At 71.9% G+C, this 26,699-nt stretch carries 24 protein-coding genes; 13 read left to right on the top strand and 11 right to left on the bottom strand.

Translation table 11 applies throughout. The features are described from left to right. Window positions 1-10: 10 nt before the first annotated feature. Window positions 11-571 carry an HIT family protein gene (locus B9B60_RS15270; protein ID WP_084452751.1) on the bottom strand — a complete coding sequence of 187 codons (561 nt, stop codon included), beginning with the start codon at window positions 569-571 and terminating at the stop codon, window positions 11-13. A gap of 79 nt (window positions 572-650) precedes the next feature. Between B9B60_RS15270 and B9B60_RS15265 the strand changes: the two genes are divergently transcribed. Further along, window positions 651-1,358 (top strand): DUF6882 domain-containing protein, encoded by a 708-nt coding sequence (locus B9B60_RS15265; protein ID WP_084452749.1) that lies wholly within the window; start codon window positions 651-653, stop codon window positions 1,356-1,358. 2 nt (window positions 1,359-1,360) lie between these two features. On the opposite strand, the gene B9B60_RS15260 is transcribed toward B9B60_RS15265, so the two are convergent. Both B9B60_RS15260 and thrS read right to left on the bottom strand, forming a co-directional pair. Further along, on the bottom strand, window positions 1,361-1,825 hold the full coding sequence (locus B9B60_RS15260) for a GNAT family N-acetyltransferase (protein WP_159451230.1): 465 nt from the start codon (window positions 1,823-1,825) through the stop codon (window positions 1,361-1,363). A 97-nt stretch (window positions 1,826-1,922) separates the two neighbouring features. Beyond that, on the bottom strand, window positions 1,923-3,971 hold the full coding sequence (gene thrS / locus B9B60_RS15255; protein ID WP_084452746.1) for a threonine--tRNA ligase: 2,049 nt from the start codon (window positions 3,969-3,971) through the stop codon (window positions 1,923-1,925). A gap of 143 nt (window positions 3,972-4,114) precedes the next feature. On the opposite strand from thrS, the gene B9B60_RS15250 reads away from it, so the two are divergent. The 3 genes from B9B60_RS15250 to B9B60_RS15240 are packed head-to-tail and all read left to right on the top strand — an operon-like array spanning window position 4,115 to window position 6,918. Further along, window positions 4,115-5,221, top strand: coding sequence for a sterol desaturase family protein (locus tag B9B60_RS15250; protein ID WP_234993893.1), 1,107 nt, complete (start codon window positions 4,115-4,117; stop codon window positions 5,219-5,221). Window positions 5,222-5,246: 25 nt separating this feature from the next. Continuing rightward, window positions 5,247-5,969, top strand: a complete 723-nt coding sequence (locus B9B60_RS15245; protein WP_084452742.1) for an MOSC domain-containing protein — start codon at window positions 5,247-5,249, stop codon at window positions 5,967-5,969. Between the two features lie 31 nt (window positions 5,970-6,000). Continuing rightward, on the top strand, window positions 6,001-6,918 hold the full coding sequence (locus B9B60_RS15240; protein WP_234993892.1) for a NupC/NupG family nucleoside CNT transporter: 918 nt from the start codon (window positions 6,001-6,003) through the stop codon (window positions 6,916-6,918). Window positions 6,919-6,962: 44 nt separating this feature from the next. Here B9B60_RS15240 and B9B60_RS15235 read toward each other — a convergent pair whose 3' ends face one another. Then, a complete protein-coding gene (locus tag B9B60_RS15235; RefSeq protein WP_084452739.1) occupies window positions 6,963-7,328 on the bottom strand; it encodes a VOC family protein in 366 nt (121 codons plus the stop codon). A 126-nt stretch (window positions 7,329-7,454) separates the two neighbouring features. Here B9B60_RS15235 and B9B60_RS15230 point away from each other — a divergent pair, with 126 nt between their 5' ends. Together B9B60_RS15230 and B9B60_RS15225 are read left to right on the top strand one after the other, a co-directional pair. Beyond that, entirely contained in the window at window positions 7,455-8,735 is a 1,281-nt protein-coding gene (locus tag B9B60_RS15230) for an MFS transporter (protein ID WP_084452737.1), read from the top strand. Between the two features lie 7 nt (window positions 8,736-8,742). After that, the gene (locus B9B60_RS15225) at window positions 8,743-10,131 is read left to right on the top strand and encodes a GH1 family beta-glucosidase (protein ID WP_084452735.1); all 1,389 of its coding nucleotides are present in this window, start codon (window positions 8,743-8,745) and stop codon (window positions 10,129-10,131) included. 62 nt (window positions 10,132-10,193) lie between these two features. Here the strand turns inward: B9B60_RS15225 and B9B60_RS15220 are convergent, their stop codons facing one another. The 3 genes from B9B60_RS15220 to B9B60_RS15210 are packed head-to-tail and all read right to left on the bottom strand — an operon-like array spanning window position 10,194 to window position 13,700. Next, the gene (locus B9B60_RS15220; protein ID WP_084452733.1) at window positions 10,194-11,039 is read right to left on the bottom strand and encodes a MaoC/PaaZ C-terminal domain-containing protein; all 846 of its coding nucleotides are present in this window, start codon (window positions 11,037-11,039) and stop codon (window positions 10,194-10,196) included. Beyond that, window positions 11,039-12,376, bottom strand: coding sequence for a 3-oxoacyl-ACP reductase (locus tag B9B60_RS15215; protein WP_084452731.1), 1,338 nt, complete (start codon window positions 12,374-12,376; stop codon window positions 11,039-11,041). Before B9B60_RS15215 ends, B9B60_RS15220 begins: the two co-directional genes overlap by 1 nt. Window positions 12,377-12,410: 34 nt before the next feature. Beyond that, entirely contained in the window at window positions 12,411-13,700 is a 1,290-nt protein-coding gene (locus tag B9B60_RS15210) for an acetyl-CoA C-acetyltransferase (protein WP_084452727.1), read from the bottom strand. A 124-nt stretch (window positions 13,701-13,824) separates the two neighbouring features. On the opposite strand from B9B60_RS15210, the gene B9B60_RS15205 reads away from it, so the two are divergent. From B9B60_RS15205 to B9B60_RS15190, 4 genes are all read left to right on the top strand, one after another. Continuing rightward, window positions 13,825-14,508: a TetR/AcrR family transcriptional regulator gene (locus tag B9B60_RS15205; protein ID WP_159451229.1), complete on the top strand. Its 684-nt coding sequence runs from the start codon at window positions 13,825-13,827 to the stop codon at window positions 14,506-14,508. Between the two features lie 10 nt (window positions 14,509-14,518). Then, window positions 14,519-15,871 carry a M20/M25/M40 family metallo-hydrolase gene (locus tag B9B60_RS15200; RefSeq protein WP_084452722.1) on the top strand — a complete coding sequence of 451 codons (1,353 nt, stop codon included), beginning with the start codon at window positions 14,519-14,521 and terminating at the stop codon, window positions 15,869-15,871. Continuing rightward, window positions 15,868-17,286, top strand: a complete 1,419-nt coding sequence (locus tag B9B60_RS15195; RefSeq protein ID WP_084452720.1) for an MFS transporter — start codon at window positions 15,868-15,870, stop codon at window positions 17,284-17,286. Before B9B60_RS15200 ends, B9B60_RS15195 begins: the two co-directional genes overlap by 4 nt. 316 nt (window positions 17,287-17,602) lie before the next feature. After that, complete coding sequence (locus tag B9B60_RS15190; RefSeq protein ID WP_084452798.1) at window positions 17,603-19,537, top strand: acyl-CoA dehydrogenase family protein; 1,935 nt, start codon at window positions 17,603-17,605, stop codon at window positions 19,535-19,537. Window positions 19,538-19,565: 28 nt separating this feature from the next. Here the strand turns inward: B9B60_RS15190 and B9B60_RS15185 are convergent, their stop codons facing one another. The 3 genes from B9B60_RS15185 to B9B60_RS15175 all read right to left on the bottom strand — a co-directional run bounded on the left by B9B60_RS15185 (window position 19,566) and on the right by B9B60_RS15175 (window position 22,601). Continuing rightward, window positions 19,566-21,251 carry an ABC-F family ATP-binding cassette domain-containing protein gene (locus tag B9B60_RS15185; RefSeq protein WP_084452718.1) on the bottom strand — a complete coding sequence of 562 codons (1,686 nt, stop codon included), beginning with the start codon at window positions 21,249-21,251 and terminating at the stop codon, window positions 19,566-19,568. A 258-nt stretch (window positions 21,252-21,509) separates the two neighbouring features. Next, a complete protein-coding gene (locus B9B60_RS15180) occupies window positions 21,510-21,743 on the bottom strand; it encodes a superinfection immunity protein (protein ID WP_068316049.1) in 234 nt (77 codons plus the stop codon). Between the two features lie 15 nt (window positions 21,744-21,758). Continuing rightward, window positions 21,759-22,601 carry a PhzF family phenazine biosynthesis protein gene (locus tag B9B60_RS15175; RefSeq protein ID WP_084452716.1) on the bottom strand — a complete coding sequence of 281 codons (843 nt, stop codon included), beginning with the start codon at window positions 22,599-22,601 and terminating at the stop codon, window positions 21,759-21,761. Window positions 22,602-22,665: 64 nt separating this feature from the next. Between B9B60_RS15175 and B9B60_RS15170 the strand changes: the two genes are divergently transcribed. Continuing rightward, complete coding sequence (locus tag B9B60_RS15170; protein ID WP_084452714.1) at window positions 22,666-23,784, top strand: cysteine desulfurase family protein; 1,119 nt, start codon at window positions 22,666-22,668, stop codon at window positions 23,782-23,784. Window positions 23,785-24,407: 623 nt separating this feature from the next. Here the strand turns inward: B9B60_RS15170 and B9B60_RS15160 are convergent. Then, complete coding sequence (locus B9B60_RS15160) at window positions 24,408-25,544, bottom strand: methyltransferase (protein ID WP_084452710.1); 1,137 nt, start codon at window positions 25,542-25,544, stop codon at window positions 24,408-24,410. Between the two features lie 66 nt (window positions 25,545-25,610). On the opposite strand from B9B60_RS15160, the gene B9B60_RS15155 reads away from it, so the two are divergent. Both B9B60_RS15155 and B9B60_RS15150 read left to right on the top strand, forming a co-directional pair. After that, entirely contained in the window at window positions 25,611-26,105 is a 495-nt protein-coding gene (locus tag B9B60_RS15155; RefSeq protein ID WP_084452708.1) for an RNA polymerase sigma factor, read from the top strand. Continuing rightward, window positions 26,102-26,689 carry a methylated-DNA--[protein]-cysteine S-methyltransferase gene (locus tag B9B60_RS15150; RefSeq protein ID WP_084452706.1) on the top strand — a complete coding sequence of 196 codons (588 nt, stop codon included), beginning with the start codon at window positions 26,102-26,104 and terminating at the stop codon, window positions 26,687-26,689. The genes B9B60_RS15155 and B9B60_RS15150 overlap by 4 nt, the downstream gene beginning before the upstream one ends. Window positions 26,690-26,699: the final 10 nt, after the last annotated feature.

Below are 26,699 nucleotides of genomic sequence, written 5' to 3'. Positions count from 1 at the left end.
CCCCGTCGGCTCAGCTGCCGGCGTCCGGCCAGGCCACCGCCAGGGCGGCGCGCGCGTCCTCGAGGAGGATCGGCAGCGCCTTGGTCTGCGCGACGATCGGCAGGAAGTTCATGTCGCCGCCCCACCGCGGGATGACGTGCTGGTGCAGGTGGGCCGCGACGCCCGCCCCGGCGACGGCGCCCTGGTTCATGCCGAGGTTGAAGCCGTGCGGGTTGGAGCTGGCCTGCAGCGCCCGGATCGCCGCCTTGGTCAGGGCGGTGAACTCCAGGGTCTCCTCGTCGGTGAGGTCGATGTAGAGCGAGACGTGCCGGTAGGGGCAGACGAGGACGTGACCGGCGTTGTAGGGAAAGAGGTTCATGACGACGAAGCAGGTTTCGCCCCGGTGGACGATGAGGCCCTCGGCGTCGCCCTTGTCGGGGGCGACGCAGAAGGGGCAACCGTCCCCGGCCTCGTCGCTGGGCCGCTCCCCCGTCACGTAGGCCATCCGGTGGGGCGTCCACAGCCGGTCGAAGCCATCGGGCACGCCCACGAGGGAGCGATCGTCCTCGGTCGGGTGGTCGTGCTGCGTCATGGGCCCGATCCTGTCACGCCCCACGGCGAAGGGGAGTTCTCCCCTTCGTCATCCGGTCGGACCCCGGCAGGATGGCGACATGCATCCAGGACTGCAAAATGTCGCCAACCGGGCCGCCTACTACGCCACCCTCCGCCAGACGCTGCTCGCCGAGACGCTCGAGGAGCAGGTCGGCGATCACCAGATCGCCGGGGACCTGCAGAAGGGGACGCTGCAGTTCGTCGGCGCCGAGCGCACCCTCACCGCCCGCTCCCACCTCATCGCCTCGGTCGCACCTGGGCCGAAGTCGTTGCTCTGGGGCTGGGCGCACCCCCAGGGTGGCGGCGAGGTGGCCGGCCGGGTCAAGGAGCTCGGAGAGCGCTTCGGCATCACCGACCTCACCTCGCCGGAGCTGCCCTTCGACGCCGGCGACGACATCGCGGCGACGACGGCCCACCTGGGCCACCTCGCGGCCTGCGTGGGCGTCGAGGCGACGCGCCTCTCCCCCTACTACACGGTCATTGCCGGCGGCGGCACCCGACTCGTCATGGTGCTCGAGGGCATCGACGTCCCGGAGCCGAGCCTCATGCAGGTCGCCTCGCGCATCGAGCCGGTGCTCACCAGCGGCATCATCACCGACCACCGCTCGGCCGTGCTGGGTCTCGCGGAGCACCGCGAAGGCTTCTCGGTCGACGACCAGGGGCCTCAGCTCGTGCTCCAGGACGAGACCGGCTCGGTCACCTTCACCCTTGACGACCGGCAGCGGATCACCAACGCCAGCATGAGCCTGCACGGCGCACAGGGCTGACCTCAGGCCTTCGGGGGGACCCACTCGCGCAGCCGGCCGGTCGGGTCGCCGAAGCCGGTGGCGTCGAAGAGCGGTCGCCCCGCGTCGCTCGAGTTGAGCCGCACGAAGCGCACCCGCTCGGCGGTCGCCGCCTCCTGCACCGCGTGCAGCAGGCGCCGGCCCAGCCCCTCGCGGCGTCGGTCGGCGGTGACGAAGACCTGCTGGACGTACCACCACTCCGGCCGCCCGGGGTGGCTCAGCGTCGGCAGCTTGCGCACCGGGTGGACGAGGACGCACCCGACCGGGCGACCGTCGGGCTCCTCCGCGATCCAGCCCCGCTGCGCGGCGAAGTCGGCCAGGAGGGCATCGGCGTACTCGGTGAGGAAGCCGGGCCGTGGCGTGCGCCCGGCCTCACGGTCCTGCTGGAGGCGCAGCGCGCCGAGCGAGAGCGCGTCGTCGCGCTCGATCGGGCGGATCCGCGTCGTCATGCCCGCAACATAACCAAGAACGAGCATTTCTTTAGGGAAACGCGGCCCGGAGGCTGCATTGCCGTAGGGCAATGCAGCCTCCGGTGGGCTCGATCCCTCAGATCGTGCCGGCGGGGGCGGCATCCGGGCCGGGGTTGGTCAGGCTCGGGGCCGACATCACCTGGTCCTTGGCCTCGACGGCCGCGAGGACGCGCGCGATCGCGGTCTCGATCGGCAGCCCGTTTTCCTGGGACCCGTCGCGGTAGCGGAAGGAGACCGCGTTGTTGCTGCGGTCCTCCTCACCGGCGATGAGGGTGAAGGGCACCTTGGACTTGCTCGCATTGCGGATCTTCTTCGGGAAGCGGTCGTCGCTCTCGTCGAGCTCGACGCGGATCCCCTGCGCCCGCATCTGCTGCAGCACGTCCCAGAGGTAGTCGTTGTACTCCTCGGCGACCGGCACCCCGAGCACCTGGACGGGCGAGAGCCACACCGGGAAGGCGCCGGCGTAGTGCTCGACGAGCACCCCGATGAAGCGCTCGATCGAGCCGAACTTCGCCGAGTGGATCATCACCGGCTGCTGACGGGAGCCGTCGGCGGCCTGGTACTCGAGCGCGAAGCGGTCCGCGGACGGCTGGTTGAAGTCGTACTGGATCGTGCTCATCTGCCAGGTGCGGCCGATCGCGTCACGAGCCTGCACCGACACCTTGGGGCCGTAGTAGGCCGCGCCGCCCGGGTCGGGCACGAGCTCGAGACCGGTCTCGGAGCACACCTGCTCGAGGACGGACGTCGCCTCGGCCCAGTCCTCGTCGCTGCCGATGAACTTCGAGCTCTTGTCGCCCCCTTCGTCGCGGGTCGACAGCTCGAGGTAGAAGTCGTCGAGACCGAAGTCGCGCAGCAGCCCGAGGATGAAGTCGAGCAGGTGACGGATCTCGTCGGGCGCCTGCTCCTTGGTGACGTAGGAGTGGCTGTCGTCCTGCGCGAAGCCGCGCACCCGGGTCAGGCCGTGGATGACGCCGGACTTCTCGTGGCGGTAGACGTGCCCGAACTCGAAGAGCCGCAGCGGCAGCTCGCGGTAGGAGCGCTGCTTGCTGCGGTAGATGAGGTTGTGCATGGGGCAGTTCATCGCCTTGAGGCGGTAGTCCATGCCGTCGACGTCGAAGGGGGGATACATGCCTTCGCCGTAGTACGGGAGGTGGCCGGAGGTGTGGAAGAGCCCCTCCTTGGCGATGTGGGGGGTCCCGACGTACTCGAAGCCCTCCTCGATGTGCCGCCGCCGGACGTAGTCCTCCATCTCCCGCTTGATGACGCCACCCTTGGGGTGGAAGACGGGCAGGCCGGAGCCGATCTCGTCGGGGAAGGAGTAGAGGTCGAGCTCGCGGCCGAGCTTGCGGTGGTCGCGCTTCTCGGCCTCGGCGAGGCGGTCGAGATAGGCCTTGAGCTCGTCCTTGGTCGGCCAGGCCGTGCCGTAGACGCGCTGCAGCTGCGGGTTCTTCTCACTGCCGCGCCAGTAGGCCGCGGCGCTGCGCATGATCTTGTAGGCATTGCCGATGACCTTGGTGCTCGGCACGTGCGGGCCGCGGCACAGGTCACCCCAGGCGCGGGTGCCGTCGCGACGGACGTTGTCGTAGATCGTCAGCTGGGCGCCGCCCACCTCGACCGAAGCGCCCTCCGCAGCGTCCTCGGAGGCGCCGCCCTTGAGGCCGATGAGCTCGCACTTGTAGGGCTCGTCGGCCAGCTCGACGAGCGCGTCGTCGTCGCTGATCTCGCGGCGAACGAAGGTCTGGCCCTCGTTGATGATCCGCTGCATCGCCTTGTCGAGGGCCTTGAGGTCCTCGGGGGTGAAGGGCTCCTCGACGTCGAAGTCGTAGTAGAAGCCGTCGCGGATCGGCGGGCCGATGCCGAGCTTGGCGGAGGGGTTGATCTGCTGCACGGCCTGGGCCAGGACGTGGGCCGTGGAGTGCCGCAGCACGTCGAGGCCGTCCTGCTCCTGCGCCGTGACCGGCTCGACGACATCGCCCTGGGCGAGCTCGTGCGCGAGGTCCCGCAGCTCGCCGTTGACCCGGGCGACGAGCACGGCCCCGTCGCCCTCGAAGAGGTCCGCGGCAGTAGTGCCCTGGTCCACCGATCGCTCGTCTCCGGCGACGTTGATGGTGATCTGGGCAGACACGGGTGGCTCCTGTGGGACGGTTCGCGGTGCCCGGCCGGGCACCCGTCGAACTCTATCCCCGCGAAGGGGGCGGCCCCCAACGCATTCCCCGCTGAGTACCAGACCCCATGTGCGACCCCCTTCGTCGTCCCTACCGTCGAGTCATGCTCACCAAGGACGCTCGACTGCTCCCGCACACCGCCTGCTGGTTCGGCGTGCTCAGCCTGCTCGCCGTGCTGTGCTTCCACTTCCCCGAGCTGCTCACGAGCCAGGAGTTCCGCCCCGTCTACACCTCGGGGTTTGCTCGTGGCCTGCTGCTCGTCGGCATCATCGGGGCCTTCGTCATCGGCACGGTCGCCGTGCTCGCCGGGCAGCGACGGCCCATCGCCTTCATCGGTGTCGTCGCGGCCACGGTGGCCGTGCTCCTGGGTGGCTCCTCGATCCCGCTCGGCGAGATCGAGCCGACCCCGTGGTCGCTCGGGGTCGATTGGTTCATCCTCTCGCTCGTCTTCTCCGCGCTCGTCTTCATCCCGCTCGAGCGCTACCTCGCCCACCGGCCGCACCCCGTGCTGCGCCGGGGCTGGCGCACCGACGTCTGCTACTTCTTCCTCAGCCACGTCCTCGTCCAGCTGATCCTCATCGTCGTCACGACGTCGACGACGACGGTCGCCGCCGCCATCGCCGTCGACCCGGTCAAGGAGCTGGTCGTCGGCCTGCCCCTGTGGCTGCAGGTCCTGCTCGCCGTCTTCGTCGCCGACCTCGCCCAGGCCGTGCTCCACCGCGCCTACCACCGGGTCACGAGCCTGTGGCGCTTCCACGCGGTGCACCACTCCAGCCGCGACCTCGACTGGCTCGCCGGCTCCCGCGTCCACCTCGCCGAGACGGTGCTCACCCGCAGCATCGTCCTGCTGCCGCTGATGGTCCTCGGCTTCTCGACGCCGGCGATGAACGCCTACGTCATCATCGTCGGTCTCCAGGCCGTCGTGGCCCACGCCAACATCGGGGTCCGCTTCGGCTGGCTCGAGTACCTCGTCGTCCTGCCCCGCTACCACCACTGGCACCACGCCCGTCACGTCGACTACTGGGACCGCAACTACGCGATCCACCTGCCGGTGGTCGACATGCTGATGGGCAGCTTCAAGCTCCCGCGTGACGGCAGCTGGCCGGAGGAGTACGGCGTGCTGCGGCTCGAGACGGTCCCGGAGGGCATCGTCGAGCAGCACCTCATGCCGTTACGTGGTGACCGCGACTACGAGCGTCACGTCGCCTGAGCCCACGGCTGGTTGACTGGCCGCCGTGCACATCACCCGGATCGGCCTCACCCCGCTCAAGGGCGCCCGCCACGCAGACCTCGACCACCTCCGGCTCGACCCGTCGGGACCCCGCGGTGATCGGCTCTTCTGCCTGATCGAGGCCGACGAGGACCGGGTGCTGCGCACCGTGGAGAACCCCACGATGGTGCTCGTCTCCGCGGCCCGGGACGGCGCGGTCCTCACCGTCACCACGCAGAAGGGAGGGACGGTCGCCGGCGAGCCCGTGCCCACCGGGCACGTCGTCGAGGCGGACTACTGGGGGCGACCTGCTCGGCTCGAGGTCATGACCTCGGACCACGCCGAGCTCCTCGGGGACCACCTCGACCGCCCGGTCCGCCTGGCCGGCATCCGGTCCGCGGGCGAGGTCGTCTACGGCGGGTCGGTCAGCATCGTGACCACCGGCGCCCTGCGCGAGCTCGGCGAGGTGCAGGACTCCCGGTTCCGCGCGACGCTGACGATCGCGGCCGACCGCGACCCCGAACCGGGCAGCCTGCTGCGGCTGGGCGAGGCCGTGGTGCGGGTGCGTGGTGCGGTCCCCCGCTGCCGGGTCGTCGACATCAACACCGAGACCGGTGAGCTGGACACGAGGCACCTGCACACGCTGGCGCACCGCGACCGACCGGAGGGCGAGGTGCCCTTCGGCGTCGACGCCGACGTCGTCACCCCGGGCGTGGTGCGTCGAGAGGACCCCGTCGCCCTGATCTGAGAGTGTGGGCGGGCACACCACGGCGCACCCCATGAGAGGCACGACCATGCACGTCATCTGGGGCCTGGGCGGCATGCTCGGCCTGCTCCTCATCGCCGCCGCGCTGTCGACCAACCGTCGCGCGATCCGGCTGCGGACGGTGCTGCCGGCGCTGGCGATCCAGGTCGGCTTCGGGGCGCTCGTGCTCTTCGTCCCGTGGGGCCGGACCGCGCTGCGGTGGGCCTCCGACGGCTTCCAATCCGTCATCGACTCGGCGACCGAGGGGATCAGCTTCCTCTTCGGTCCGCTGCTGCCCGACGAGGGCGTCGTCTTCGCCCTGCAGGTGCTGCCCGTCGTCGTCTTCTTCGCCTCGCTCACCGGTGTGCTCTTCCACCTGGGCTGGCTCCAGGTCGTCGTGCGGGTGCTCGGCGGTGGCCTGCAGCGGGTCCTGGGCACCGGCAAGGCCGAGTCCACCAATGCCGCGGCCAACATCTTCCTCGGGCAGACCGAGGCGCCCCTGGTCATCCGGCCCTACGTCGCCGGCCTGACCCGCTCGGGGCTCTTCGCCGTCATGGTCGGTGGACTGGCGACGGTCGCGGGCTCGGTCCTCGTCGGCTACTCGCTGCTGGGCGCCGACCTCGACTACCTCATCGCCGCGAGCTTCATGGCCGCACCCGGCGCCCTGCTCATGGCCAAGATCCTCGTGCCCGAGGAGCCGGACAACGTCGCGTCCGGCACCGAGTTCGACGAGGCCGAGGTCGAGTCCTACAGCCCGCGCACGCAGGCGATCGTCACCTTCGCGCTCACCGGCTTCGCCAACCTCAGCTCGCTCGGCATCCTCCTCGGCGGGCTCGGGTCGATGGCCCCGAGCCGCCGCAAGGACATCGCGAGCCTGGGCATGCGCGCGATCCTCGCCGCGACCCTGGCCAACCTCATGAGCGCGACGATCGCCGGGATCATGCTCGGCTGACCTTGCGCCGGGCGCAGCCCAGCGCAGGGTCAGCTCGGGCGGGCTCAGCCCGCCTCGGTCGTGCCCTCGTAGAGCCCGATGTGGTTGCCGTCGGGGTCGGCGAGCACGGCGAACCAGCTCGTCTCCGAGATCGGTGACTTGTCCATGACGACCGACCCCCCGCTCTCCGTCGCCCTGGCGAGGACCTCGTCGATCGAGTCGACCTCGACGTAGGAGCGAGGATGCTCGAAGCCCTCGCCCCTGGGGGCCAGACCTCCCCCGCTGATCTGGTTGGGGGCCTGCCACATGGGATAGCCCTCGAAGCCGGGGATCTCGGCGATCTGCCAGCCGAAGAGCCCGCTGTAGAAGGCCGCGCCCGCCGTGAGGTCGCTGACCGGGATGTCGATGTGCGTGATGTCTCCGTGTGCCATCTGCCGAGCATGACACTGCGGTGTGACAGCCACCACACCCGCGAGGTGAGCGGTCCGGTCAGCCGCGACAACCTCACCTCCGCGACACCCTCGACCCCCGGGGCTACCGACGAGTAGCATGCGGCCATGCAGCCCCCGTCGGGCGTCACCGTCGACGCCCCGGACCCCTTCGCGGACCCGACGACACCGGTCCCGCCCGGGTGGATCGCCCGCCTCGGCCTTGCCGGTGTGGGCATGTGCGCCGGATGGTTCGGCCCGATCCAGGTGCTCCTCGGGCTCCAGGCCGCGAGCCTGACGCCCGGCCACAAGGAGGCCACCCTCTCCCTCGTCACCGGTGTCGGCGCCGCCGTGTCGACGCTCGCCAACCCGCTCGCGGGAGCCTTCAGCGACCGGACGACCTCGCGCTTCGGCCGGAGGGTCCCGTGGCTCGTCGGCGGGACGCTCGTCGGGGCCCTCGGCCTCGTCGTCCTCGCCGCGGCCGGGTCGGTCCCCCTCATGATCCTCGGCTGGTGCCTCGTCCAGGCCGGGCTCAACGGCACCCTCGCCGCGCTCACCGCCGCCGTGCCCGATCTCGTCCCCGTCGAGCAGCGCGGGCTCGTGAGCGGCGTCGTCGGCATGACCCAGACCCTCGGCATCGTCGTCGGCACCGGGGTCGCGACCCTCGTCTCCGGCACCACCGGCGCCTACCTCGTCCTGGCCGTGCTCGCGGTCGCCGCGGTCACCCCCTTCGTGCTGCGCTCCCTCGACCGGCCACTCCCCCGCGGCCACCTGCCGAGGACGCCCGTGCGGCAGTTCCTCGCCGGCTTCTGGATCTCGCCACGACGCCATCCCGACTTCGCGTGGGCCTGGGCCACGCGCTTCCTCGCGACGGTCGCCAACTCGATCTGCACGATGTACCTGCTCTTCTTCCTCACCGATGCCGTCGGCGTCGCCGACCCCGAGCTCGGCGTCCTCGTGCTCACCCTGCTCTACGCCGCGTGCCTCATCGTCTCCGCGATCGTCGCCGGCATCTGGTCCGACCGAATCGGCCTGCGCAAGCCCTTCGTCACCGCCTCCGGCGTCGTCATGTCGAGCGCGGCGGTCCTCCTCGCGATCGTCCAGACCTGGTCCGCGGCGCTCGTCGGTGCGGTGATCCTCGGCATCGGCTACGGCGTCTACCTCGCCGTCGACTTCGCGCTCATCACCCAGGTGCTCCCGCGGGCCGGTGACCGGGCCCGCGACCTCGGGGTCATCAACATCGCCAATGCCCTTCCACAGGTCCTGGCCCCGGCGGTCGCCGGACCGATCATCACGTGGTTCGCCGCCCATGCGACCCACGCTGCGGGCTACCGCACGCTCTACCTGCTCGCCGCGGCCATCGGCCTGGCGGCCGCCGTCCTCATCCGCAAGATCCGCAGCGTCGCCTAGGAGACCCATGCCCACGCCCCTGCCCCGCGACTTCCTCTTCGGCACGTCGACCGCCAGCTACCAGATCGAAGGGGGTGTGACCGCCGGTGGCCGTGGCCGCAGCATCTGGGACGACTTCTGCGACCGCCCCGGCGCGATCGCCGACGGGTCCTCGGGCGCGGTGGCCTGCGACAGCTACCACCGGTGGGACGAGGACGTCGAGCTCCTGCACGGGCTGGGCGTCGACGCCTACCGGTTTTCCATCGCCTGGCCGCGCATCCAGCCCGACGGGGCGGGGCCGGCCAATGCGGCCGGTCTCGACTTCTACGACCGTGCCGTCGACGCCCTGTGCAAGGCGGGGATCGCCCCCTTCGCCACCCTCTACCACTGGGACCTGCCCGCCGCCCTGCAGGCGAAGGGCGGCTGGATGGCCCGGGAGACCGCCGAGCGCTTCGGCGACTACGCGGCCCTCGTCGCCGACCGCCTCGCCGACCGGGTGGCCATGTGGATCCCGGTCAACGAGCCGGTCGTCGCGACCCTCTTCGGCCACGCCATCGGGCTGCACGCCCCCGGCGAATCCCGCGGCTTCGAGGCCCTGGCCGCAGCCCACCACCTGCTCCTGGGGCACGGGCTGGCCACGCGGTCGCTGCGCGCGGAGGGGGTCGCTGCGATCGGCACGGCCAACAACCACACCCCGGTCCACGCGGTGAGCGAGGCCGACGAGGACGTCGCTGCCGCAGCGCTTTACGACACGATCCACAACCGGGCCTTCGCCGAGCCGATCCTGCTCGGCGAGTACCCCAACGGCATGGGTGACGGGATGCCCGGCCCGGTCGCCGAGGACCTGACGGTCATCAGCTCGCCCCTCGATGCCTACGGGGTCAACTACTACAACCCGACGCTCGTCGGGATGCCCGGGTCGCCCGGCACCGCGGCCGCCCGCGCCGCGGTCCCCGACCAGCAGGTCCAGCTGGAGGTGCCCGATGGCATCCCCTTCCAGCTCGTGCCGGTGCCAGCTCGCGAGTACACCGCCTTCGGGTGGCCGGTCGCGCCAGAGTGTCTGACCGAGGTCCTCGTGCAGCTGCGCGAGCGCTACGGCGACCGGCTCCCCCCGGTCCACATCACCGAGTCGGGGTGCTCGACGCACGACGTGGTCGAGGACGGCACGGTGCACGACGAGGCGCGCATCCGCTACCTCGACCAGCACCTCGATGCCGTGGCCGATGCCCTCGACGCCGGGGTCGACGTCAGGGGCTGGTTCGTGTGGTCGCTGCTCGACAACTTCGAGTGGGCCGAGGGCTACACGCAGCGCTTCGGGCTCGTGCGGGTCGACGTCGAGGGTGATCAGCAGCGGGTGCCCAAGGACAGCTACGCGTGGCTGCGGGAGCGCATCCGGGAGATCCGGTCCCCGGGCTGACCACGGGGACGACGACGGCCCGTGTCCCCCCTGCGGGACACGGGCCGTCGTGACCTCGGCGGTCAGGCCAGGGTGAGCACGAGGTGCTCCGTCTCGGGCTTGCGCGTGCTGCGCAGTCCCGCGACGACCTCCTCGCCGGTGGTGTCGATGACGAAGTCGACCTTGGCCGGCAGCAGCACCGGCTTCTTGAACCACACGTGGCTCGTGCACGGACCGCTGGTGCGCGGCCCGATGGCGCCGAGGACCCGTGCGTAGGTCCACATGCCGTGGGCGATCGCCTTGGGGAAGCCCATGGCCTTCGCCGTCACGGCGCTCATGTGGATCGGGTTGATGTCACCCGACACGAGCCCGTAGGTGCGACCGAGGTCGCCGGGCAGCGACCACTTCGCGGCGGCCTGGCCCGTGGGGATCGAAGGGGGCTGCGCACCCCGGTCCGCCTCGGCGTCACCCTTGCCTCGGGCCAGGTAGGTCGAGCGCCCCTCCCAGACACGCTCGCCGGCGACGTCGACCTCGGTGACGAGGTCGACGACCTTGCCCTTGGGGTGGGCCCGCAGGTTGTCGGCGGACACGGTGATGTCCAGGGCCTCGTCGAAGCGGACCTCACGGTGCACCGTGATGACGTTCTCGACGTGGACCAGGCCCATGAGCGGCAGGGGGAAGCCCTTGCCCGACATCAGCTGCATCTGCAGCGGGAAGCCGACGACGTGCGGGTAGGTGTGCGGCAGCACGTCGCTGTTGTTGAAGCCGCAGATGCGCTGGTACTCGAGCAAATCGGACCGGTCGATCTCGTGGCCCTCCAGGCGCAGCCGGGTGTCGGGCAGCGACGAACCGCCGCCCTTGCCCGGCAGCGCCGCCTTGGCGTAGATCGGCCCGAGCGCCGGGATGCTCTTGACGGTCGTGACGGCCATCAGGCGCCCAGCAGCATCTGACCGCACACGCGCACGGTGTTGCCCGTGACGGCGCGGTTGCTGTCCCACGCGAACCAGCCGATCGTCTCGGCGACGTCGACCGGCAGACCACCCTGCGACAGGGAGTTGGTCAGGCGGCCGATCTCGCGCGTCGCGAGCGGGATCTTGGCCGTCATCTCGGTCTCGATGAAGCCGGGGGCGACGGCGTTGACCGTCACACCCTTGGCGAGGACCTGCCGGTCCTTGGCCAGGCTCGAGGTCATGCCGATGACGCCGGCCTTGCTCGCCGCGTAGTTGGCCTGACCGCGGTTGCCGGCGATGCCGGCGATCGAGGCGACGTTGACGATGTGGCCGCCCTCGTTGATGGCGGGCACGAGCGCCTCGTTCATCTTGAGGATCGACAGCAGGTTGACGTTGAGCACCGAGCCCCAGCGGTCGGCGTCGGTGTTGACGAGCAGCTTGTCGCGGGTGATGCCCGCGTTGTGCACGACGATGTCGAAGCCACCGTGCAACCGGCTCGCGTGCTCGACGATCTTGGCCCCCGCGTCCTCGGCGGTGACGTCGACCTGCAGGGCAGAGCCACCGATGCGGTTGGCCACCTCGGCCAGCGGGCCGCCGGCGGCGGGGATGTCGACGCACACGACGGTCGCGCCGTCACGGCTGAGGACCTCGGCGATCGCGGCACCGATGCCGCGCGCAGCGCCGGTGACGACCGCGACCTTGCCCTCGAGCGGGGCGTCCCAGCTCTCGGGCACAACGATGTCGCCGACGGCCTCGCCGACGTGCACGACCTGCGCCGAGACGTAGGCCGAGCGGCCGGAGAGGAAGAAGCGGACGGTCGCCTCGGCGTTGGCATCGGCACCCTCGGCGACGTAGACCATGTTGGCCGTGCCGCCGGCACGCATCTCCTTGCCGACCGAGCGCACGATGCCCTCGAGCGCGCGGCGGGCCGCGGCCTCGGCGACGTCGTCGGTGTCCGCGACCGGACGGCCGATGACGATGACCCGGCCGGTGGGGGCCAGGGTCTTCAGCGCCGGGGCGAGGATGCCGCGCAGGGTCTCCAGGTCCGCGGGGGTGCGGGCCTGGGTCATGTCCACGACAACACCGGCGACCGAGGTCGACGGAGAGGTCGCGATCTGCACGCCGTCGGCCTGCAGGGCCTCGGTGAGCAGAGCGGCGACCGGGGCGTCACCGTGCCCGGCGAGCAGGACCGCGCCGCCGATGAGCGGGGCGCCGGCCTTGTGGCGACGCAGCTTGGTCGGACGGGGCAGGCCGAGGGTGTTGGCGATCTGCTTGCCCAGACCGGAGCTGACGAACTTGCCGTACTCGAATCCCATGTGGGTGTTCTCCTTGAGTCGGTGCGGGGAAGGCTCAGGCGCCCTCGAGGATGGCCACGACGCCCTGTCCACCGGCGGCGCAGATGGAGATCAGGCCACGGCTGCCCGGGCCCTTGGCGTGCAGCATCTTGGCCAGCGCGGCGACGATGCGGCCACCGGTGGCGGCGAAGGGGTGACCAGCGGCGAGCGAGGAGCCGTTGACGTTGAGCTTGTCGCGGTCGATGGACCCGAGCGGGGCGTCCAGGCCGAGCTTCTCGCGGCAGAAGTCCTCGTCCTCCCACGCGGCGAGCGTGGAGAGCACCGTCGCGGCGAAGGCCTCGTGGATCTCGTAGTAGTCGAAGTCCTGCAGCGTCAGGCCGTTGCGCTCGAGCATGCGCGGGATGGCATAGGCGGGGGCCATGAGCAGGCCCTCGGCACCGTGGACGTAGTCGACCGCGGCGGCCTGGCCGTCGACGAACCACGCGAGCGGGGTGAGGCCCTGCTCCGCGGCCCACTCCTCGGAGCCGAGCAGCACCACGGACGCGCCGTCGGTGAGCGGCGTCGAGTTGCCGGCGGTCATCGTCGCGTCGTCGCCCTTGCCGAAGACCGGCTTGAGCTTGGCGAGCTTTTCCATCGAGGAGTCGGCCCGCATGTTCTGGTCCTTGGACAGACCCATGAAGCTCGTGACGAGGTCGTCCTGGAAGCCCTCGTCGTAGGAGCGGGCGAGGTTGTGGTGGCTCTTCATGGCGAGCTCGTCCTGCGCCTCGCGGGTGATGCCCCACTTCTTGGCCGTGATGGCCATGTGGTCACCCATCGACAGGCCGGTGCGCGGCTCGACGTTGGCCGGGGTGGCGATGCCGAGGTCCGTCGGGCGGATCTTGGTGAGCGCCAGGGCCTGCGCCTTGGCGCCCTTGGCCCGGTTGACCTTGAGCAGCTTCTTGCGCAGCGACTCGGTGACGGTGATCGGGGCGTCCGAGGCGGTGTCGACGCCACCGGCGATGCCGGACTCGATCTGGCCCAGCTTGATCTTGTTGGACACGAGGATCGCGGTCTCGAGGCCGGTGCCGCAGGCCTGCTGCAGGTCGTAGGCGGAGGTCGTCGGCGCGAGGGCCGAGCCGAGAACGGCCTCGCGGACGAGGTTGAAGTCGCGGGAGTGCTTGATGACCGCACCACCGGCAACCTCGTCGATGTGCTTGCCACCGAGGTTGTAGCGGGCGACGAGCCCGTCCAGGGCGGCGGTGAACATGTCCTGGTTGGACGCCTCGGCGTACGCGGCGAACTGGCGGGCGAAGGGGATGCGGTTGCCACCGAGGACGGCGGCGCGACGCGGCAGGTTGTTAGCCACCACAGGTCTCCTGGGTCGTGTTGGTGTCAGTCGGGGACGGCGTCGTGCGCCGCCTCTCCCACCACTGACTTTATGCGATACGGACGGTAGCAGGTACCCCTCGTCCCTGATACCGTCCCGCCTTGTGAGTGACACCACCGACGGCCGCAGCGCCCGCTGGGAGGTGCATCGTCAGGAGCGTCGCAAGGCGCTCGTCGAGTCGGCGATCCGCACCATCCGCAGCCGGGGCGCCACCGTCGGCATGGACGAGCTCGCCGCCGACGCCGGCACCTCCAAGACGGTCTTCTACCGGCACTTCACCGACCGACGCGGCCTCTACCAGGCCGTCGCCGCCCGGGTCGACGAGCTCATCCTGCGTGACATCGGCAAGGTCCTCGGTCGCCGGACGGGCGGGTTCGGCTCCGGGCTCGACGCGCTCGACGTCGACCCGCGCTCGGTGATCCACGCCGCGATCGACGCCTACCTCCAGCTCGTCGAGCGCGACCCCGAGGTCTACCGCTTCATCGTCTCCGCGCCGATCGTCGGCACCTCGACCGGCGGCAACGCCGCCGAGGTCGCCGCCAGCGCCACGGGTCGGATGGCGGGTCAGATCAGCGACCTCGTGGCCGCCGCCCTCGTCGAGCGCGGCAACGACCCGGCCCCCGCGATGCTGTGGGGCCAGTCGATGGTCGGCCTGGTGCGAGCCGGCGCCGACGCGTGGCTCGCAGGCACCGCGGGCGAGGTCTCCCGCGAGGAGGTCACCGCCCAGCTGACCGACCTGGCCTGGTCGGGTCTGAAGATCGCCTGGAAGCAGCCTACCGACGCGTAGGGTCGCGCCCATGGACCCCATCGACGCGGCTCCCGTCACGGCACTGCGCGAGATCCTGCGGCTGCCGACCGTGGCCTCCGCAGACCCGGAGACGACCGACCCCGCTCCCTTCGTCGAGCTGCACTCCCGCCTGCGCGAGCACTTCCCCCTGACCCATGAGGTGGGCGAGGTCATCGACGTCCCGCCGCACGCGCTGCTCATCCGGGTGCCCGCCGACCCGACCTCGCCGACGGCCGGGGCCGACCCCGTCGTCCTCATGGCCCACATGGACGTGGTGCCGCTCGGCGACGAGAGCCTGTGGACGCACCCGCCGCTGGCGGCCGAGGTCGTCGACGGCGTCATCTGGGGTAGAGGGACCCTCGACGACAAGGGCCAGCTCGTCGCCGTCATCGCCGCCGTCGAGTCCCTCCTGGCCGATGGGCAGCGGCCCGCACGCGACGTGTGGCTCTCCTTCGGCAGCGACGAGGAGGTCATGGGCAGCAGCGCCCGTCGTGCCGTGGAGACGCTGCGCGAGCGGGGCGTACGCCCCTGGTTCGTCCTCGACGAGGGCGGGGCCATCGCCTCCGAGGCCTTCCCCGGGGTCACCCGACCCCTCGGGGTCGTGGGCGTCTCCGAAAAGGGGGTGCTCTCCCTTCGGCTCACGGCCAGCGGCCGCGGCGGTCACGCTTCGCGACCGGCGAAGGGGGGTCCCGCCGCCCGCGTGGCCGCGGCGATCACCCGGCTGGAGCGCCGACCCTTCCCGGCCCACGTCTCCCCCGCGACGCTCGAGATGCTCCGGCGTCTCGCGCCGCACCTGCCGCGCCCCCTGCGACCGGTCGTCGAGCGCGCCGACCGCTTCCCCAGTGCCCTTGCCCGGCTGCTCGTCGCCGCCGGCCCCGAGGCCGCCGCACTGGCCCGCACGACGGTGGCTGTCACGACGCTCACCGGGTCGCCGGCGATCAACGTCAGCCCGACCTCCGTCGTCGCCGGGCTCAACCTGCGCATCGCGGTCGGCGAGACCACCGCGGACGCCACCGACCGGATCCGGCGGGTCGTCGGATCCGACATCGACGTCGAGGTGGCCGACGCGCACGAGCCGAGCCCGCTCTCGCCGGTCGACGACCCCGCCTTCGCCCTCCTCGAGCGGACGATCACCGAGGTCTTCGCCGAGGCGGTGCCGGTGCCCTACGTCATGTACGCCGCGACGGACGCGCGCCACTTCACGACGATCTGCGAGCGGGTCTACCGCTTCGCGCCCTTCCGGATGAGTGCCGCCCAGCGCGAGGCGATCCACTCCTACGACGAGCGCCTGGCGGTCGAGGACTTCCTCGACGGGATCCGGTGGTACCGCGCGCTGCTCGACGGCCTGGCGGGCGAGCGGTGAGCCCGACCATCTGGCGGATCGTCGGCTTCCTCGCCGCCGTCGAGATCGCCTCCGGCATCCTGCAGGGCTACTACACGCCGATCTACAGCGACATCGCCGACCACCTCCGCATCGCCGACGGCGACGTCAACTGGTTCGAGGCCGCCCAGCTCATCGTCGCGGCACTGGCCGTGCCCGTGCTCTCCCGGCTGGGCGACCTGCACGGTCACCGTCGGGTGCTCGTCGTCGCGACGATGATCACCGCCGTCGGCGGGTGGGTCGTGGCCCTGGCCCCCGGCTTCTGGACCTTCCTCGTGGGCTGGGCGATCCAGGGTGCCTACACCGTCTGGCTCCCCATGGAGATCGCGATCCTCCACGAGCGCTCTCGCGAGCACCCCGACCGCCCGGCGCTCGTCAGGCGCGGCGCCGCCCTCCTCGTCATGGCACTCGAGGTCGGCGTCATCGCCGGCGCGCTGGGGGCCGGTGCGCTCCAGCCGGTCCTCGGCATGACCGCACTGCTCGCCGTGCCCGCCGCCGCGACGACGATCGCCCTGGTGGCCATCCTCCTCGGAGTGCGCGACGAGTCGGCTCCGGCCACCGGCCGCCTCGACCTCGTCGGCACCGCGCTGCTGAGCACTGGGCTGCTGCTCGTCCTGGGTGGGCTCGTCGTGCTGCGCCTGCAGGGCCTGGGCAGTCCCCCGGCCTGGCTGCTCGTGGCCCTCGGCTGCGCCGTGATGTGGCTCTTCGTCCGCGTCGAGATGTCGAGCAGCTCGCCGCTCCTCGACGTGCGTGCCCTCGCCGCCCCGACGATGTGGCCGGTGCAGCTGGCCGCGGCCCTCTTCGGCATGAGCGTCCTGGGCGCGCAGATCCCCCTGTCGACCTTCGCCCGGACCGACCCCGCGGAGGTGGGCTACGGACTGGGCGTCGACGCCGCCGCGATCGCCAACCTCATCGGCCTCTACGTCGTCGCGATGGCCGTCGGGGCGATGCTGTCCCCCTTCGCCGCCCGTCGTCTCGGGGTGCGGGGCATGCTCGTCGGGGCCGCCGTGCTCGTCGCCGTCGGCTACGCGACCTTCATCCCGCTGCACGACGCGCTCGCGCACGCGATGCTCGCCATGGGCATCGCCGGCCTGGGATCGGGGGCCCTCGTCGCCTCGCTCCCGGCCGCCGCGGCCGCGGCCTCGACGCACGGGGGCACGGCCGAGGCGGCGGGCCTGACCAATGCGACCAAGACCGTCGGCGGGTGCCTGGCCTCGGCGCTCTTCGCCGTGGCCCTGGCGTCCACGGGCAGCATCTCCGACCCGACCGAGGGGCACGCACCACTCTCGGGCTATATCACGGTGTGGGGCATCTGCGCCGGCTCCGCCCTGCTCGCCGCGATCGCCCTCTCCCGCCTGCCCGCGACGGACCGCGAGCTCGAGCCCGTCGAGGTCTGAGCCACCCCGAGGCCGCATTGCCCTACGGCAATGCGCACACCCACGACCACCGCGCGCCCTCCCCCCTTCGCCCGCGTCGCCGATCCGGCGGGTCAAAGACGTCTCGCGTGCCTGAACACGCGGGACGTCTTTGACTCCGAAGGCCCGGCCGCCGCCCGTCGAGGTCTGAGCCACCCCGAGGCTGCATTGCCCTACGGCAATGCAGGTCGAGCGGCTACGCAGAGACGTCTGACGGGGCTCGCGGTGGCGGCCGCGTGACGCGGTCGCCACCGTCCCCCACGCCCGCGGCGACCGGGGATCTGCGAGCATGCGCAGCATGAGCGCCGAGCAGACCAAGGACCCCGTCGCCGAACAGATCCGCGCCGTCCTCGACGGTCGGTGGGAGGCGATCCGTCAGCAGCTGCGAGCGGACCCGCGCTTCCCCGTGGCCGAGCCCGACCTGCGGCTCGACCTCGAGCAGCACCGGGCGCGCACCCTGGAGCTCGTCACCGCCCTCACCGACAGCGAGCTCGTCCGGGCGACCCTGCCGGTCGAGCTCGGTGGCACGGGTGACGTCGGGGCCTCGGTCACCGGGCTGGAGATGATCGGCCACGGGGACCTGTCGGTCTTCGTCAAGGCGGGCGTGCAGTTCGGCCTCTTCGGTGGGGCCATCGCCAACCTCGGCACCGAGCGCCACCACCGCGAGTACCTGCCCGGCATGGCCGACCTGTCGCTGCCCGGGTGCTTCGCGATGACCGAGACCGGCCACGGCTCCGATGTGCAGTCGATCCTCACCATGGCCACCTACGACCCCGAGACCGACGAGCTGGTCGTGCACTCCCCTTCGCCCGCTGCCCGCAAGGACTACATCGGCGGCGCGGCCCGCGACGCCCGGCTCGCCGCGGTCTTCGCCCAGCTCGTCGTCGGCGAGGAGCAGCACGGCGTGCACTGCGTCCTCGTCCCCCTGCGCGACGAATCGGGCCAGCCGATGCCCGGCGTGACGATCGGCGACTGCGGGACCAAGCTCGGCCTCAAGGGCGTCGACAACGGCCGGCTGATGTTCGACCAGGTGCGCGTCCCCCGCGCCAACCTGCTCAACAAGTACGGCGACATCGACGACCAGGGCCGCTACTCCTCGCCCATCGAGAGCGTCAACCGGCGCTTCTTCACCATGCTCGGCACGCTCGTGCGCGGCCGGGTGACGGTCGCCGCCGGCGCCGGTGCGGCCACCCGCAGCGCCCTCACCCTCGCGGTGCGCTACGGCCTCCAGCGCACGCAGTTCACCTACCCCGACGGCGAGCACGAGGTCGTCGTCATGGACTACCGGGCCCACCAGCGCAAGCTTTTGCCCCGGCTCGCGAGGTCCTACGCGCTGGCCCTCGCGCAGAACGTCCTGACCGGCAAGCTCGCCGACATCAGCACCGGCGAGATCACCGACGAGTCCTCGCAGCGCGAGCTCGAAGCGCGCGCCGCCGGGCTCAAGGCGATCACGACCGAGCACGCCAACGACACGATCCAGGCCTGCCGGGAGGCGTGCGGCGGGGCCGGCTACATGGCGCTCAACCGCTTCGCCGACCTCAAGGCCGACACCGACGTCTTCGCGACCTTCGAGGGCGACAACACGGTGCTGCTGCAGCTGCTCGCCAAGGGCATGCTCACCGACTACAGGAGCGACTTCCAGGAGCTCGACACCCGCGGCGCGATCCTCTTCGGTGCCCGGCAGGTGACGACCTCGGTCATCGAGCACACGATCGGCGGGTCGATCATCCAGCGACTGATCTCCGGCGCCCCGGGCAAGGACGGCGACAACGCCCTCGAGGACCGCGGCGGTCAGCTCGCCGTCTTCGAGGACCGCGAGTCGCACCTCACCGAGACGCTTGCGATGCGCCTGCGCCGCGCCGGCGAGGAGGGCGCCGACTCCTTCCGGGTCTTCAACGAGGCCCAGGACCACCTGCTCGAGTCGGCCCGGGCGCACATCGACCGGATCGCGCTCGAGGCCTTCGTCACCGCGATCGAGGAGGCCCCCGACGGTCCCGGTCGCGATCTGCTCAACCTCGTGTGCGACCTCTTCGTCTTCAGCACGGTCGAGGCCAACCGCGCGTGGTTCATGGAGCACGGTCGGCTGAGCGCCAGCCAGTCGAAGGGGGTCGTCGCGCGCGTCAACGAGCTGTGCGGCGAGCTGCGGCCCCACGCGGCGACGCTCGTCGGTGGCTTCGGCATCCCCGACCACTGGCTGACCACGGAGATGATGGCGGACCTGGCGAGCTTCTAGGCCGGACCGGCCACCGCTGGGCAGGAGGTCACCGGGTGCGGGCGACTCTCCCTTCGTCCCAGACGGGACCGTCGGTCTCCCGGACCCGCCCGTCGGCCCCGTAGACGAGGAAGCGGTCGAAGCCGCGGGCGAACCACCGGTCGTGGGTCACGGCGAGGACGGTGCCCTCGAAGGCGTCCAGCCCCTCCTCGAGGGCCTCGGCGGACTCGACGTCGAGGTTGTCGGTCGGCTCGTCGAGCAGGAGGAGCGTCGCTCCGGAGAGCTCGAGCAGCAGGATCTGGAAGCGCGCCTGCTGCCCGCCCGAGAGCGACTCGAAGGTCTGCTCCCCCGCGTGGGCGAGCTCGTAGCGGTCGAGGACCCGACTCGCGGCCTCGCGCCCCAGACCCGAGCGGTGGTCGTCGCCGCGGTGCAGGATCTGCAGCAGGGTGCGGCCGATCAGCTCAGGGTGCTTGTGGGTCTGGACGAACCAGCCCGGGCGCACCCGCGCTCCCAGCCGGGCACGGCCGGTGTGTGCGACGGGCGCGATGACGGCCTCGCCGACGGGCAGGTTGTCCACCTCGGGGTCGCTGCCACCGGCGGCGAGCAGCCGCAGGAAGTGCGACTTGCCCGAGCCGTTGGAGCCGAGCACCGCGACCCGCTCGCCGTACCAGACCTCGAGGTCGAAGGGCTGCATGAGGCCGGTGAGCTCGAGCCGCTCGCAGACGACCGCGCGCTTGCCGGTGCGCCCTCCGTGCAGCCGCATGGTCACCTTCTGCTCGCGCGGTTGCTCGGTCGGCGGGCCGTCGGCCTCGAAGCGCTCCAGCCGGGTCCGCGCCGACTGGTAGCGCGTGGCCATGTCGGAGTTGTACTTGGCCTTCTGCTTGTACATGAGCACCAGGGCCTTGAGCTTGGCGTGCTCCTCGTCCCACCGCTTGCGCAGCTCCTCGAAGCGCGCGAAGCGCTCCTGCCGCGCCTCGTGGTACGTCCCGAACCCGCCGGGGTGGGTCCACACGCGGTTGCCCGCGCTGCCGAGCTCGACGGTGACGACGCGGGTGGCGGTGTTGGCCAGCAGCTCCCGGTCGTGGCTGATGAAGAGGATCGTCTTGTCGGAGGCGCGGATCTGCTCCTCCATCCAGATCTTGCCCGGCACGTCGAGGTAGTTGTCGGGCTCGTCGAGCAGCAGCACCTCGTCGGGTCCGCGCAGCAGGTACTCCAGGACGAGCCGCTTCTGCTCGCCGCCGGAGAGCGTGCTCAGCTCGCGGTACTTGCACCGCTCGAAGGGGACACCCAGCGCGGCCGTCGTGCACACGTCCCAGACGACCTCCTGGTCGTAGCCACCGGCGTCCGCGTAGTCGCTGAGGGCCGTGGCGTAGCGCATCTGGGTGCGCTCGTCCTCGGTCTCCATGAGGGCCAGCTCGAGCCGGTCGACCTCGGCCGCCGCGTCCCGAACCGCCTGCGGGGAGACCGACATGAGCAGGTCGGCGACGGTGGGTCGCTCCCCCAGCCCGGCGCCGACGTGCTGGCGCATGATCCCGAGCCCACCGGTGCGGGCGACGGATCCCGCGTGCGGGGTCAGCTCGCCGGTGACGATGCGCAGCAGCGTCGTCTTGCCGGCGCCGTTGGCCCCGACGAGCGCGACCTTGGCGCCCTCACCGACGCGGAAGGAGACCTCGTCGAGCAGCACCCGCCCGTCGGAGAGCTCGTACCTGACACCGGCGACGTCGACATGTCCCACGAAGGGGGATCCTCCCCGATCCGCCGGGTGCCACCAAGCGCATTCTCTGCCGGGCCCTGAGGAGGCCGCCCGCGGCCGTCGCCCCGGTCCCTGAGGAGGCCGCCCGCGGCCGTCGCCCCGGGCCCTGAGGAGGCCGCCCGCGGCCGTCGCCCCGGGCCCTGAGGAGGCCGCCCGCGGCCGTCGCCCCGGTCCCTGAGGAGGCCGCCCGCGGCCGTCGCCCCGGTCCCTGAGGAGGCCGCCCGCGGCCGTCTCGAAGGGTCAGCGCACCTCGAGGATGCGGTGCTCCTTGATCGACATGACGAGCGCGATGATCCAGCCGATGACGGTCCAGCCGAGGAGCAGGTTGACCCAGAAGACCGACCACGCGTTGCGGTTCCCGCGCACGGCCGCGATGGCCCACGGGAGCATGTAGCCGGCGGTGACGATGGCGACGATGATCGCCACCGGGGCGCTGACGACTCGGGTCTTCTGGTCGGTGACGATGCGTGCCATGACCCCAGCCTAGGGTCAGAGCCTGATCGTCCCCTCCACGAGCGTGGTGACGGCGCCGCCGACCCGAACCTCACCGTCGTCGGCGGTCGTCAGGGACAGCACTCCCGCCCGACCGATGCACCCGCCCTGGGTAACGGTCCAGCGGCGCGGGACCTCCCCTTCGCCCGCGAGCCACTGGGCGATGCCGGCGTTGAGGCTGCCGGTCACCGGGTCCTCACCGACGCCGAGACCGGGGACGAAGGCCCGTGTCTCGTAGAGGTGTTCGCCGCCGTCCTCGTGCCACCCGATGACGCCGACCTTGGCGTCGGGTGCCTGCGTCCAGTCCGGCTCGAGGGCCCGCACCTGCTCGGCCGAGCGCAGCCGCAGCGCGGCCCAGCCCGGCCCGTTGTCGACCCACTGGTGTGCGACGACGTCGGCGCGCGAGATCCCGAGGGCCGCGACGAGCGGGTCGAGGTCCGCGTCGTCGAGCGGCCCGGTCCGCATCAGCGGCGGCGCGGTGAAGGCCAGCTCGCTCCCGGAGCGGTGGACGTCGACGAGACCCGCGCCGCACTCCTGGACGACGCGGTCGCTCTGTCGTGGGGTGCCGCCGTGTGCCAGCCAGGCGTGCGCGGTCCCGAGCGTCGGGTGACCGGCGAAGGGGAGCTCGCCGCCGGGGGTCATGATGCGCACCCGGTAGTCGGCCTCGGGCGTCGTCGGCGGCAGGACGAAGGTCGTCTCGGACAGGTTGGTCCAGCGCGCAACGTCCTGCATCGCTGCGTCGTCGACGCCCTCGGCGTCGAGGATGACGGCGAGCGGGTTGCCGGCGTAGGGCCGGGTCCCGAAGACGTCGACCTGGGTGAAGGCACGGGAGCGGAGCATCGCAGTCCTCTCGTCGGGGTGGCCCCATCCTCCCCGGCCGGGCGACGCTCGACATCATGGGGGCATGACCGCCGACCCCCTGTACCTCGACCACAACGCGACGACGCCGATCGCCCGCGAGGTCGCCGAGGCGGTGTGGCCGCACCTGACGCAGGACTTCGGCAACCCGTCGAGCGCCTCGGTGCAGGGTCGGCGTGCTCGGGCGGCGGTCGACCACGCCCGCGAGCAGGTCGCGGCACTCGTCGGTGCCGAGCCGGACGAGATCGTCTTCACCTCGGGTGGGACAGAGGCCAACAACATCGCGATCCGGGGCGCCGCTCGGCACCTCGCGACCCGCGTGGCCGTCACCTCGTGCGTCGAGCACCCTGCGACGGCTGCGCCCCTGGCGCACCTGCGGGAGCACCACGGCTGGCGGGTGCACGAGCTGCCGGTCGACGGCGCGTGCCGGGTCGTGCTGGACGAGATGCCCTCCGGCGCAGTCGGTCTCGGCACACTGATCCTCGCGCACAACGAGACAGGTGCGATCCAGCCGGTGCCCGAGCTCGCCGAGCGGGTCCACCGGCTGGGTGGCCTGGTCCACGCCGACGCGGCCCAGGCCGTCGGCAAGATCCCGGTCGCCGCCGACGACCTCGGTGTCGACCTGCTGTCGATCGCGGGGCACAAGCTCTATGGACCGAAGGGGGTCGGGGCCCTCTACGTGCGGCGCGGCACCCGCGTCGCGCCGGTCGTCCTCGGTGCCGGGCAGGAGCGTGGCCTGCGGCCGGGGACGGAGAACGTCGCGCTGATCGTGGGCCTCGGCGTGGCCGCCGAACTGGCCGCGAAGGTGCTCGCGACCGAGGTCGAACGCCAGTCCGCCCTACGAGAGGCGTTGTGGGACAAGCTCGCCCGTGCCGTGCCGGGACTGGTGCGGGTGTCGCCCGAGCAGGCCTGTCTGCCCAACACCCTGATGGTTGCCCTGCCGGGCCGCGTCGGTGCGCACGTCCTCGAGGCGGTCGGCGACGTGTCAGCCTCGACCGGCAGCGCCTGCCACGCGGGCGTGCACTCCCCCAACGCCGCCCTGCTCGCCATGGGACTCGACGCCGACACCGCGCTCGGTGCGCTCCGCCTCTCCCTCGGGCGGTCGACGAGCATTGCGGACGTCGAGTCCGCAGCCACCGCACTGGCCCGAGGACTCGGCGGATGAGCGCGCCCTCATGGCTTGGCCCGGTGGTGCGGTCCTACCGCATGACGCCTGCCCCCTTCGACATCGCGGTCGCGGTCGTCGTCAGCTTCGCCCCTTGTGCGGCTCTCCTCTCCGAGGGCGGCCGGGAACGGCGGGCCTGGGCCGGCTTCGGGACCCTCGTCGTCGGCACGCTCGCCGTCGCGTGGATCGTGTGGTCGACCTCCTCGACGCTCCACCTGCACGCCCACGGCGTCGCCCTCCGCCGGATCGGGGAGCGCCACGACATCCCCTACGGCTCGATCCACCCCGCGTCGATCGCCACCTACAGCGACATCTCGGGTGTGGTGTCGGTCGTGGGGCGTGTGGTGCCGCACGCCTGGCACATCCACCCGACGTCGACCGGGGCCATCTCCTTCGTCGGTCCGTCGCCGGGTGCCGTCCGTGGGCCGGGGTTCACCTCGCCTCCTGCTCCGGGTGACGGCTTCGTCCTCTTCGCCTCACGCCACGCGAAGGAGATCGGGCACGAGCTGCGGGTGGCTCTCGTCGCCCACGGGGTGCCCCGTCACGTGGCCTGGTGGTCGTCAATCCGCCGGCCCGCTGAAGCCCGGCGGCTTCGTGAGCACGGCCCGCGACGAGATGCCCGGCTACCGGGCCGACTGGCGCCCCTGAGCAACCGCCAGCCGCCACAGGGAGGTCACCTCGGCGCGCCGGGCGGCGTGCAGTGCGTCCTTGGCGTCGCTCGCCCGCTGGTGGCGGGGCACCGTCTCGAGCCGGTCGACGACCTCGAGCCCGGCATCGTCGATGAGCCCCAGCAGCTCCTCCCGGGCACGCAGACCGAGGTGCTCGGCGAGGTCGGAGATGACCAACCAGCCCTCGCCGCCCGGCTCGAGGTGCTCGGCCAGGCCGGAGAGGAAGCGCCGCAGCATGTCCGAGCCGGGGTCGTAGATGCCCGCCTCGAGGTCCGAGGTCGGCTCCCCGGGCAGCCACGGCGGGTTGCACACGACGAGGTCGGCCCGACCGTCCGGGTAGAGGTCCGCCTCGACGGCCTCGACCCGGTCGCCGACGCCCAGCCGCTTGGCGTTGTCACGGGCACAGGCCACGGCCCGCGGGTTGATGTCGGTGGCGACGACCCGCTCGACGCCCCGCTGGGCCAGGACGACGGCGAGCACTCCCGTGCCGGTGCCGAGGTCGAAGGCGGTGCGCGGGACCGGCTGCGCCAGAGGCGCATTGGCCACGAGGTCGATGTACTCGCCGCGGACCGGGGAGAAGACGCCGTAGGCCGGGTGGATGCTCGCCCCGAGCGCCGGGACGTGCACCCCCTTCGTCTGCCACTGGTGGGCACCGATGACGCCGAGGAGCTCGCTCAGGGCAACCACCATGGGGCCGGTACCGGGGCCGTAGGCGGCCCAGCAGGCTTCGCGCACGTCGGGGGCCCGCCGCAGGTCGAGGGACCGATCGGGCCCCAGCTCGACGACGAGGTGCGCCAAGAGGGTGGCCCGCTGGGTGCGCTCGGCCCGGTGCCCGGCGAAGGTCACCTCGCCCCGCTGCCGTCGCGACGCGCGGCGCTCGATGCGGCGGTCCATGGCCTTCAGCAGCTGACGGGCGTTGTGGTAGTCACCGCGCCAGAGGATCGCGGTACCGCGGGAGGCGAGCCGCATCGCCGCGTCGGCGGTCATCGTGTCTTCGGCGACGACGACTCGCTCCGGGACGGGCGCCCCGCTCTCGGAGTGCCACTCGGCCTCGTGGTCACGGTCGCGGTCGACCCAGCGGATGGTCTCCATGGTGCGGCGAGTCTACGGTCGGGACCTCACATCCGGCGGGGCCGGCGCGACTACCGTGCGATGACGATGAAGATTCCCTTCGAGCAGGCCGTCGAGCAGCACGGTGAGACCGTGCTGCGGGTCTGCCGCGCCGTCCTCGGGTCCGGCCCGGACGCCGACGACGCGTGGTCCGAGACGTTCGTGGCCGCGCTCACCGCCTGGCCGGACCTGCCCGAGGCGACCAATGTCGAGGCCTGGCTGGTGCGCGTCTCGCAGCGCAAGGCGATCGACGTCACGAGGGCGCGTGCCCGGCACGCCGTCCCCACCGACCAGCTCCCGGAGCGGGTGTCGCCGCGGGGCAACCCCGGTGACGATGCGCACCGCGTGTGGTCGTCCGTGGCGGCCCTGCCGGAGCGGCAGCGCCTGGCGGTCGCCTACCACTACCTCGGCGGCCTGCCGCACGCCGAGACGGCCGAGATCATCGGCGGCACGCCGGAGGCCGTGCGCCGGGCCGCCTCCGACGGCATCAGGAGCCTGAGACGACAGCACTCCGGCGAGGACGCGACAGGAGCACCACGATGAACCCCACGACCTTCCCCATCGAGCCCGGAGCCATGGCCGACCTGCGCGCGCGCCTCGCGGCGCGTGCCGACGAGTTGACCCTGCTCGACGTCGCCTACCGCACGATCGATTCCCCCGTCGGCCCGCTGCTGCTGGCCGCCACCGAGACGGGCTTGGTGCGCGTCGCCTTCGAGCGCGAGGGGTTCGACACGGTGCTCGAGTCACTCGCGACCAGGGTCAGCCCGCGGGTGCTGCAGGCGCCGCGACGGCTGGACACGGCCGCTGCCGAGCTCGACGAGTACTTCGCCGGCACGCGACGGGCCTTCGACCTGCCCCTGGACCTCGCGCTCTCCTCAGGCTTCCGCCAGGTGGTGCAGCGCTACCTGCCGCACATCGGCTACGGGCACACGCAGACCTACACGGAGGTCGCCGAGACCGTGGGCAACCCCCGGGCGGTCCGCGCGGTCGGCACGGCGTGCGCGACCAACCCGCTCCCGGTCGTCGTGCCCTGCCACCGGGTGCTGCGCAGCGACGGCAGCATGGGCGGCTACCTCGGCGGTCTCGACGCCAAGCGGACCCTGCTGGAGCTGGAGGGCGCGGCGTGAGCGACGCCCG

The organism is Janibacter indicus, assembly GCF_900176385.1.
GTDB classification, from domain to species: domain Bacteria; phylum Actinomycetota; class Actinomycetes; order Actinomycetales; family Dermatophilaceae; genus Janibacter; species Janibacter indicus.
This window is presented reverse-complemented; position numbering and strand designations above follow the sequence as displayed.